Here is a 9,413-nt window from a genome sequence, read left to right as displayed (position 1 = left end):
CCCATATGCCTGTAAGTTGTTGTTCTGCACTGTTTGGTCAATTTGAAGGTGCCAATCCCCTCCCCTTTGGTTTGAGTGTGACCTTATTGTTAGTTCTTTTTTATCTGCTTTATATTTTGCTTATATTAACCATTAAAATCGGATATACGATCCTTTACATACTCACAAATATACTCTTTGTTTTTATTGCTTACTACTCAGTAGTCTATTTTTTTGGAACATATATCTATCAACTTCCTACACATAAATGCCCCTTCTGTATGTTGCAATCTGAGTATTACTATGTAGGGTATCTATTATGGGGATCTTTGTTTATGGGAAGCTACATTGGATTAAGTGATGCTGTATCCACACTCTGGTTGGTAAAAACAGATCTGAAGTCAAAAAAAATAGTCATTGCTTTACTTAGTTTATTTGTACTGCTATGTACAGCCTACGTGGCAGTTTATTATCTGAGAAACGGTGTATTATTATAAAAATGGAGTCTTTATGAAAAAACTTATACCTTTACTTATCATCCTTGTGATTATGGCGATTATCGCTGTTGTGTTTGTCTCTATGGCAAAAAATGATCAACCAATTACCATCATTAAGGGTAATACTAAAATGGAAGTCTTACCTTTAAAAGTGAATTTTACCAATGATCCCTATTGTAAAATGCTCATTACAACCAAAAGAAACTCATCACAGGTAGTTTCTCCGGATGGCAGAACGTGGTTTTTTGATGATCCTGCCTGTATGGCCTTATGGCTACAGGATAAAGCGTTTAAAAAGACTGCAAATATTTGGATCTATAGCATAGATACCGAGAGATGGATAGATGCAAGAAAGGCATGGTATGGACGGGCTGATGAAACAGCTATGCATTATGGTTTTGGTGCTAGAGAACATAAAATTGAAAATGCGATAGACTTTTCTACAATGGAACTCTATGTATACAGGGGTGAACATTTAGGGAATCCAAAGATAAGAAAAAAGTTATTAGGAAAATAGATGGAAAGTATTGATGTTTTATCAATTGCTACTATTGCTTTTTTAGGTGCCTTTGGCCACTGCACTGGTGATGTTTATCATTAGTCTTAGTACGATACCAGCACTTTTTAGTCTGGGTTTTTTTACGCAGCTTCTTAGCAAAAGTTCATTTAGAAAAGTGATGATGAACTTAGCATCTATCATAGTCATTCTTTTTGGTATTTATACTATCTATAGAGGATATGATTTTATAGAAAATCCAGAAAAATCAGCACTCAATTGTTGTCAAGAAAGTAAAGATGTTAATTACAGTGGATTAGCTCCTTTTGAAGTGCTAGAGTAGTGTTCTCATACTTTATAGTTATTATACTCTTCCCTATTTTATTCTTTTCCATATAAGCAAACAAACTTGTAGTTCTATGAATATTTCACACAAATTATTAAATAAATAAAATTGATTATTTATTTAATAATTGATTATATTTATTTAAGCATAATATAGTATAATTTTTTTAAATAATATTTAATTATGCTTAAATAGCTGGAGAATGAGTATATGGAAATTGAAATGATACAGATGGCAAAGAAAATGGAAAAAGAAGCAATGAAAAGCAGTTCCGGTGAGTTTTTCAGGCTTGGAACGGCACTATTTTTTATGATTTCTGTATTAATCTATAGTTTTATGAAGACAGGAGAAGTACCCAATAATGTTTTTTTAGCTGTTGCTGCACTTTTTGGTGCTTACATGGCTATGAATATCGGAGCAAACGATGTTGCAAACAATGTTGGACCTGCAGTAGGATCAAAAGCTCTGACAATGGGGGGTGCTATTACTATTGCTGCCGTATTTGAAGCTAGTGGTGCATTTATTGCAGGTGGTGATGTTGTAAAAACTATAAAGAAAGGTATTATCGATATAAATGCTTTTGGTGGTAATACAGATACATTTATTTGGGCTATGATGGCAGCGCTATTAGCTGCAGCAGTATGGTTGAATTTTGCTACAGCAGCTAAAGCACCTGTATCGACAACACACTCCATTGTAGGTGGAGTTATGGGTGCCGGTATTGCTGCAGGTGGTGTTGGTATAGTTGCATGGGGCACAATGGGTAAAATTGCAGCTTCATGGGTTATATCTCCAGTTTTAGGTGGCATAATAGCTGCAAGTTTCCTTTTTGCGATCAAAAAAACCATTATTTACAAAGATAATAAAACAAAGTCTGCTATGAAATGGGTACCCATATATGTATCTATTATGACATGGGCATTTGTTACATACTTAACACTTAAAGGCCTTAAAAAAGTTTGGCCTTCTATTGTTGAAGCATTGGTATTCCTTCCTGATGAGAAAAAACCTTCTTTTCTTGTTGCAGCACTCTTTGGACTTATCGTTGCAGGAATTGTCTATTTTATACTTAAAGTGACTGTTTTTAAAAAAGGAAATCATATTGAAAATACTAGAGCTGCTGTGAATAAACTCTTTACCGTACCACTTATTTTTGCAGCGGCACTTTTGAGTTTTGCTCATGGTGCAAATGATGTTGCAAATGCTATCGGACCATTGGCCGCGATAAATGATGCAGTAATGACAGGTGGAATTTCGACAAAAGCAAGTATCCCTTTATGGGTTATGGCAGTTGGGGCTGTTGGTATTGCTATAGGACTTGCACTTTACGGACCGAAACTTATCAAAACTGTTGGTGGTGAGATTACTGAACTAGATCAAATGAGAGCATTTTCTGTAGCTATGGCAGCTTCTATTACTGTTATTATCGCTTCTCAACTTGGACTTCCTGTTTCCTCTACTCATATCGCAATAGGTGGTATCTTTGGTGTTGGTTTTTTAAGAGAATATCTTGACTTAAAAAATTTAAATGAAGAAATAGTTCATGAAGAAGAAATCATTATTGATGAAAGAGAACTAATAAAGGCATATAATACTGACCTTAAAATACTTGAAGATAAAGCTGAAAAACAGAAAGAGGACTACCAAAGAATTGTGACTCTTTATCAAATGATTGATGATGAAGAAGAGAAAATTAAATCTGCAAAAAAAGAACTTAAAAATGCTGAAAAAGTTAAATATGTTAAACGAAATGCAGTAAAAAAGATTGTAGCCGCATGGATCATTACTGTTCCGGCTGCTGGAGTATTGTCGGCAGCAATATACTTCATGATTAAAGGAATAGTACTATAAAGGAATAAAATGAAAGATTTTTTAACATTTCAAACATTTATTACCCCTACTATACTGATTCTTATATATTATGTAGGTGCTCTACTCATACCTATATTTAGCTGGTATCTTATACGTTGGATAAAAACTGTATATAAAGCAGAGATAGAAACCTACACTATATTTAAGCAAAGACTCATAGTATACAGTGCCTTTTTTATAACCTTCTTCTGTATAGAGATACTCTGGAGAGTGATGTTTGAATTTTTTATCGCTTATTTTGATATGCATGATGCACTAATGAAATTATCTTAAGTTAAAGTATTATACTATATTATGTAGTAGTCTTTATAAGGATCGCATTGTGATTATTGTCTTAAGGGTTATTGTTATTTCATCATTAGTATTGTCACTTAATTATGCGGATAGTAACAGTACTATACAAGGTGAATCTAGCTATATAGACAAACTACATAAAAGTATATCTGAAACAGTGATTGAATGGTCAGACATCATAGATACAACATTGAGTAATTGGCTAGATGACAACGAAACCAATACCACTGATCCTGAAGATGTTGAAGAGAATATCACTCTTCTCGAGGCAAATATAACAGATGCTGAGGATAATGCAACTGCTGTTAAAATTAATAGAGTTATTATCCCAACGCAAACAAGAGCTGTAAAAACTCATACAACTATTGCACCGAGCAATACAATGGTTGATGAAACTAAAAAAACTATCAGTACAGTCGAAGAAAAAGTTCACTCAGTAGATCAGTTTTTTCAGAATGAAAAATATTTGAATGAGACGGAGAATACTTATGTCCGTGTGCGAGTAGAAAGTTATTTTCAATCTAAAGGATCTAATGATTTTGACTTGACAGTCAGAGCACAGATGCCATTTAGTAAAAGTAGGAAAAGATTTAAGATATTTGTTGATGATCTTACTTTGGACAATGCGGATGAGATATTAAAGGACACTTCAGCAAATCGAAATGATTCACCTGACATTGGAATCCACTATTTCGCATCAAGACACAAGATACTATCTAGATATTCAATTGGTTTAAGTGGGATAGATCCATTTGTTAAAGCAAGATTTAATATGCCCATAAATATAGATGAGTGGTTGATAGATCCAGTTCAGTTGTTTAAATATTCGACTGATGATAAATTTGAAGAAGAAACAAATATTTATTTTGATAAAAAAGTAAGTGAAAAATCACTTTTTAGAATACAGCTTTATAGAAGTACTCAAGAAGAAATTGATGGTATGAATTATGCATTATCTGCCCAATACTATAGAAGTACAAAGGAAAATACTGGCTTTGGATTTACACAATCCTTTTTTGGAAATACGGAGTATCAGTATACGACTGAAAAAGATGTTCCCCATCCTAAAACAAAAAAATATGGTGGTATTCATGATTATGTCACCTCTTTTTCTTGGAGAGCAAATATTTGGCGTAAATGGTTTTACTATGAAGTACGACCTTCTGTAAGCTTTCATAAACAGTATGACTATGAACCAAACTATACACTTCGAGTCTTTTTCGACTTTTATTTTGGAAAATTTAATTAAATAAGACAATTTTTATCCTATTTAATTAAATTTGTGCTATAATAATCTTACAAAACATAAAAAAGGAAATAAAATGCCAAAAATTAACAAATACCAAGACATCTCAGAAATCGATAGAGAAGCAAAAAAAGATCTTATAGACAGACACTCTCCATTTATTCACTGTGCAGATACAGCGACTGCTGGTGAGCCATTTGAAGTAACTGTAAAAATGGGTAATGAATATACTCACCCAGATGATTTCGATCACTACATTGAATCAGTAACACTTTTTGATGGTGATACTCAACTTGCAAAAGCTACGTATGTTCCAGGAACACTTGGTAACACTAAAGCACATAACACAACTACATTTACAATCATCCCAACAGGTAAAAAACTTAAACTTGTTGCACATGGTTACTGTACTAAACATGGTATCTGGGAAGGTACTGAAAAAGAAGTTACAGTTAACTAAGTTTATTGTAACTTCTTCCTCTTATAGGGCTTTTAGCCCTATATACACTACTTTCATATTTTCTAATCAAATTATTATTCTATTACTTTAAAGAACTCTAATATGGTAGTAAAATGGCAGTACGATTAAATAAAGCTACGCATTAGTGATATTTTTAATAGTTTTAAGATTAAATAAACTAGTTGTCTTGTAGGATTAAAATCACCATTATTTTTTGTAGAAAATGAAATACAAGAATATATAATGGAGATATAGGTTGATTATTAGGAAAATATACTATAGCTTCAATAGTGAAAATATTGCTATAGAAGGTTAGAATATTTATGGTGTATAAGTCTTTAATAAAGAATTTAAAAGATAATTAAAATAAAAAATAAGGAAATTATTATGGAAGGCATGGATATTATTAAACAAGCCAATGAATTAGGGTTTGAAAATATGAGTACGGTCCAAAAAATCAACGCAATTGATGCAATTATAGATCTAAAGATCAGAGAATTTTTACAAGCAGACAATGGAGATTTAGATTTCATTGATGTTAAAGAAACAAATGGGTTAACTGATGTATATATTTCGTATGTTGGAGCTTGTGGTTCATGTGAGAGTTCAGGTGGAACTCTGGTATCAATTCAGAAAATTTTAAATGGACAACTTGAAACAAATAAGATAAGAGTTTACGCAATTTAATATTGTGTGGAACCGTAATAACATAGAAACCCTCTAGAATTAATTACCTTTTCAATCTGGGAAGGTACTAAAAAAGAAGTTACAGTTAACTGATCTTCTAAGCCCTTTACAATAGGGGCTTAAAATTTTCACTCCTTTATCTATGTTCTGCTACACTACGGTCATAAAAGACTAAGGGTAAAAAATGAATATGCAAGATTTATCAGATGAATGTGTAAAAAAGTTTCTTGAAAAAGTGGAAGAGAAAATGGGGGATACTTCAAAAGTACCTTCACATGCAATAACTAGATACTGTCGTATGCTCACAATCTATTGTGATACAGAAGGTAAAGTGTCGGAAAGTTTTATAAGTTCAATGGATAAATGTATTCAAGAAATAGTATCTGTTGAAGGCATGGAAGAGATTTTCAATGAATGTAATAAATGTCCTGATGATATATAATTTTATAGATTTTATCTAATCTATTAAGAAGATATCTATCGAAAGGAAGTTAAAGTGAACTAAACTTTAACCTTCCCACTGATTTTAGAGGCTTTCATTTGATTATCCCCTCACTTACTATTAATTTTTACTTGCTATTCACTTTCGTATCTTACATTGATATTACATTAAATATGATACTATAAATACAATCAATTAGGGAGAGACATGAAAAAGATAATACTCTCAGCAATACTCTTGACTATGGGTGCCAGTGCTAACGCTATTGAAGATACTAGAAAGTCTTGTGCTGCTGGCGATGCTAAGAGTTGTAAAATCATGGGTGACCTAACCCGTGCAGGTCTAGGCGTTGAACAGAACAATACTAAGGCTAAAAGCTACTATGATAGAGCTTGCTTTGATCGTGACAAGGATGCCTGTAAAGAGCTCGAAATTATGAATAAAGATATAATGTAATACTTTAGAATATTTCATATACCTTCATACCCTACATTTATTCTCATATATTAATATTTCCTGCTCAAAAAAACTATTATTTTAGTTATATTCTTAAGCTGAACCATATACAGCAAAAGTATAATTTAATATATAGAAGGAAGAAGTAATGAAAAAGTTATTATTGGGATTAATACTACTAAATGGAATAAGTTTAAGTGCTGATGAGTATAAGAAAAATCAAATAGCCTGTGATGGTGGTGATGCTAAAGCCTGCAATACTCTTGGATCTTTGTATGATGGAGGATATGATTATACAGAGGCTAAAATCTATTATAAGAAAGCTTGTGATGGAGGTAATGCTGATGGTTGTGCAAATCTTGGGAAAAGATATGAACCCAAAGGTGGTACAAAAAATCAGTATGTTAAATCTATAAATCTTTATGAAAAGTCTTGTGATGCTGGAAGTGCTATAGGTTGTGCATATCTTGGTAGTATGTATGAACTTGCGAATGGATTAAAAAAAGATTATCCTAAAGCGATAGAGCTTTATGAAAAGTCTTGTAATGCTGGAAGTGCGATTGGTTGTGCATATATTGGTGGCATGTATGAACATGGTAAAGGTATAAAAGAAGATCTTCTAAAGGCGGAAGAATTTTATACAAAGGGTTGTTATGGCGGTAGTGGCTTAGGTTGTTATAATCTTGGCGTAATGTATTATGAGAGAAAAAGTAAAAATGATGAATTTTCAGTAGTTAAATCACTTTTTCGTGAAGCTTGTAGCCTTGGTGAAATTTTGGGATGTAAAAACTATAGACTCCTAACCAAGAGATACAGAATAGGTGAGCAGCGCTAATTTTCATCAACATTCTCTTTTACACCTCTAAGGTTTTGCTCTACTGTATCTATCGTCTTACGACCAACATATATAAACAACTCTGATGATAGTGAAATCGCAAAATAGTGTAGAGAAGATCAGATCATAGCCTCTCTGATTCTCTACCAATCAATACCTTCTTTAGGTAAGCCTTGGTCTTCATCATATTTCTCTTTTTTACAACCTTCAGGTTTAGATTCACAGTATTTATTGTAGGCTATTTTAGCAACGATAAATAACACAACAAAAATGATAAATAATATTAATGGCTTTTTCATGCTACCACTATAGCAAAATTGTTTTTATATATAACTATTTCTATAGAATGTCTTTATCTATTTACGTGAACATATTAAGACGTTTGGGAGTATAATACTTCCATGAAAAACCTCCGAAATGCACTTTTACTTAAACAACTCTATCAACTTAAACAGCTAGGTTATAAATATACGTCAGTGACGCCATATAAAGAAGATGAACAAGATCTTAGACTTCCTAATACACTAGAGTCTTTGAAAAAGCAAGCTATAGAGTGTCATTTGTGTGAGCTTAGCAAAAGTCGCCACAAAGTGGTATTTGGCGAAGGTAACCCACATGCAGATATACTTATTATCGGTGAAGGACCTGGTACGACTGAAGACAGTTCAGGTAAGCCTTTTGTTGGCAGGTCCGGAGAACTGCTCACTAAGATGATAGAAAATGTATTGCATATTTTACGATCTGATGTTTATATTACCAATATCGTGAAGTGTCGTCCTCCAAATAATGCAACTCCTACGCCCATACAAGCCCATACTTGTCAACCCTATTTGATGAAACAGATAGAACTTATACAGCCAAAGCTTATTATAACACTTGGTGGAACTGCCTACCATTATCTTACAGGTGATGATACAGAGATAAGTAAAGTGAGAGGTACTATGCATAAACAAAATGATTATACAGTCATACCTACCTATCATCCAAGTTATTTACTGAGAAATCCAAGTGCTAAAAAGGAAGTGTTCGAGGATCTGTTGAAGGTAAAAGAGTTGATGGATAAATGATAAATACCATTTCCAGAACTTAGTTGGAAAATGGCAGAGGAGAAGTGCTTATGCTTCTCTTGCAGTTGTTTCGATCTGTTTAACGATAGACGGATCTTCAAGTGTTGATATATCTTGCGTGATCTCTTCATGTTTTGCGATAGAACGTAAAATTCTTCTCATTATCTTACCTGAACGTGTTTTTGGCAACCCAGGTACTTCAATGATATGATCTGCTTTAGCTATGTTTCCGATCTCAGTTGCAAGTAGATCATTGATATGGTTTTTAATATCTTTGTTGATATGCCCTTCTTTTAGGACGATATAGATGAAAATAGACTCACCTTTAATGTCATGTGGACGTCCAACTACTGCTACTTCTGCTACAGAGTCATCTTTTTTTACTGCTGCTTCGATCTCAGCTGTTCCCATACGGTGACCAGAAACGTTGATAACATCATCTACACGACCTGTGATCGTAATGTATCCATCTTCATCAAGTACTGCACCATCACCAGAGAAATACACAGGTTTGCCATCTTTAACTGCATCACTAAAATATGCTTTTTTATAACGTTCAGGATCACCCCAAACATTTCTTATCATAGCCGGCCAAGGTTTTGTAATACAAAGCAGTCCAGTCTCACCTACTTCTTTAGGTGTTCCATCAGGATCAATGATCTCAACCATGATACCCGGAAGTGCAAATGTTGCACATGCAGGTTTGATAGGCGTAGCTCCAGGAAGTGGAGAGATT

At 33.3% G+C, this 9,413-nt stretch carries 12 protein-coding genes and 2 pseudogenes; 12 read left to right on the top strand and 2 right to left on the bottom strand.

Annotation, left to right across the window (positions count from 1 at the left end; translation table 11 throughout):
- The 11 genes and pseudogenes from ABZC96_RS05680 to ABZC96_RS05630 all read left to right on the top strand — a co-directional run.
- Positions 1-476: pseudogene (locus ABZC96_RS05680) on the top strand (hypothetical protein); the annotation flags it as partial.
- A 13-nt stretch (positions 477-489) separates the two neighbouring features.
- Positions 490-993, top strand: coding sequence for a hypothetical protein (locus ABZC96_RS05675; protein WP_373029701.1), 504 nt, complete (start codon positions 490-492; stop codon positions 991-993).
- 52 nt (positions 994-1,045) lie between these two features.
- Positions 1,046-1,315: a sulfite exporter TauE/SafE family protein gene (locus tag ABZC96_RS05670; protein ID WP_373029700.1), complete on the top strand. Its 270-nt coding sequence runs from the start codon at positions 1,046-1,048 to the stop codon at positions 1,313-1,315.
- Between the two features lie 225 nt (positions 1,316-1,540).
- On the top strand, positions 1,541-3,169 hold the full coding sequence (locus tag ABZC96_RS05665) for an inorganic phosphate transporter (protein ID WP_373029698.1): 1,629 nt from the start codon (positions 1,541-1,543) through the stop codon (positions 3,167-3,169).
- A gap of 9 nt (positions 3,170-3,178) precedes the next feature.
- Positions 3,179-3,463, top strand: coding sequence for a DUF4282 domain-containing protein (locus tag ABZC96_RS05660; RefSeq protein ID WP_373029697.1), 285 nt, complete (start codon positions 3,179-3,181; stop codon positions 3,461-3,463).
- Positions 3,464-3,512: 49 nt separating this feature from the next.
- Positions 3,513-4,733 (top strand): hypothetical protein, encoded by a 1,221-nt coding sequence (locus tag ABZC96_RS05655; protein ID WP_373029696.1) that lies wholly within the window; start codon positions 3,513-3,515, stop codon positions 4,731-4,733.
- A gap of 73 nt (positions 4,734-4,806) precedes the next feature.
- A complete protein-coding gene (locus ABZC96_RS05650) occupies positions 4,807-5,190 on the top strand; it encodes a class II SORL domain-containing protein (RefSeq protein ID WP_373029695.1) in 384 nt (127 codons plus the stop codon).
- A gap of 387 nt (positions 5,191-5,577) precedes the next feature.
- Positions 5,578-5,877: a NifU family protein gene (locus tag ABZC96_RS05645; protein WP_373029694.1), complete on the top strand. Its 300-nt coding sequence runs from the start codon at positions 5,578-5,580 to the stop codon at positions 5,875-5,877.
- A gap of 184 nt (positions 5,878-6,061) precedes the next feature.
- The gene (locus ABZC96_RS05640; RefSeq protein ID WP_373029693.1) at positions 6,062-6,319 is read left to right on the top strand and encodes a hypothetical protein; all 258 of its coding nucleotides are present in this window, start codon (positions 6,062-6,064) and stop codon (positions 6,317-6,319) included.
- A 207-nt stretch (positions 6,320-6,526) separates the two neighbouring features.
- On the top strand, positions 6,527-6,775 hold the full coding sequence (locus tag ABZC96_RS05635) for a hypothetical protein (RefSeq protein WP_373029692.1): 249 nt from the start codon (positions 6,527-6,529) through the stop codon (positions 6,773-6,775).
- A gap of 148 nt (positions 6,776-6,923) precedes the next feature.
- The gene (locus ABZC96_RS05630; protein ID WP_373029691.1) at positions 6,924-7,610 is read left to right on the top strand and encodes a tetratricopeptide repeat protein; all 687 of its coding nucleotides are present in this window, start codon (positions 6,924-6,926) and stop codon (positions 7,608-7,610) included.
- 143 nt (positions 7,611-7,753) lie between these two features.
- Here ABZC96_RS05630 and ABZC96_RS05625 read toward each other — a convergent pair whose 3' ends face one another.
- Entirely contained in the window at positions 7,754-7,909 is a 156-nt protein-coding gene (locus tag ABZC96_RS05625; RefSeq protein ID WP_373029690.1) for a hypothetical protein, read from the bottom strand.
- 102 nt (positions 7,910-8,011) lie between these two features.
- On the opposite strand from ABZC96_RS05625, the gene ABZC96_RS05620 reads away from it, so the two are divergent.
- Positions 8,012-8,677, top strand: a complete 666-nt coding sequence (locus ABZC96_RS05620; RefSeq protein ID WP_373029689.1) for a uracil-DNA glycosylase — start codon at positions 8,012-8,014, stop codon at positions 8,675-8,677.
- A 48-nt stretch (positions 8,678-8,725) separates the two neighbouring features.
- Here the strand turns inward: ABZC96_RS05620 and ABZC96_RS05615 are convergent.
- Positions 8,726-9,413, bottom strand: a pseudogene (locus ABZC96_RS05615) (acetyl-coenzyme A synthetase); the annotation flags it as partial.

Origin of the sequence: Sulfurovum sp., from assembly GCF_041551015.1 — a bacterium.
Classification (GTDB): Bacteria; Campylobacterota; Campylobacteria; order Campylobacterales; family Sulfurovaceae; genus Sulfurovum.
Note: the sequence above shows the minus strand (reverse complement) of the source record. Positions and strands in the feature narration are given on the sequence as shown.

Coding starts and splice junctions, on each gene's coding strand:
- ABZC96_RS05675 (WP_373029701.1), top strand. CDS start 490: ATGAAAAAACTTATACCTTTACTTATCATCCTTGTGATTATGGCGATT.
- ABZC96_RS05665 (WP_373029698.1), top strand. CDS start 1,541: ATGATACAGATGGCAAAGAAAATGGAAAAAGAAGCAATGAAAAGCAGT.
- ABZC96_RS05660 (WP_373029697.1), top strand. CDS start 3,179: ATGAAAGATTTTTTAACATTTCAAACATTTATTACCCCTACTATACTG.
- ABZC96_RS05650 (WP_373029695.1), top strand. CDS start 4,807: ATGCCAAAAATTAACAAATACCAAGACATCTCAGAAATCGATAGAGAA.
- ABZC96_RS05645 (WP_373029694.1), top strand. CDS start 5,578: ATGGAAGGCATGGATATTATTAAACAAGCCAATGAATTAGGGTTTGAA.
- ABZC96_RS05640 (WP_373029693.1), top strand. CDS start 6,062: ATGAATATGCAAGATTTATCAGATGAATGTGTAAAAAAGTTTCTTGAA.
- ABZC96_RS05635 (WP_373029692.1), top strand. CDS start 6,527: ATGAAAAAGATAATACTCTCAGCAATACTCTTGACTATGGGTGCCAGT.
- ABZC96_RS05630 (WP_373029691.1), top strand. CDS start 6,924: ATGAAAAAGTTATTATTGGGATTAATACTACTAAATGGAATAAGTTTA.
- ABZC96_RS05625 (WP_373029690.1), bottom strand. CDS start 7,909: ATGAAAAAGCCATTAATATTATTTATCATTTTTGTTGTGTTATTTATC.
- ABZC96_RS05620 (WP_373029689.1), top strand. CDS start 8,012: ATGAAAAACCTCCGAAATGCACTTTTACTTAAACAACTCTATCAACTT.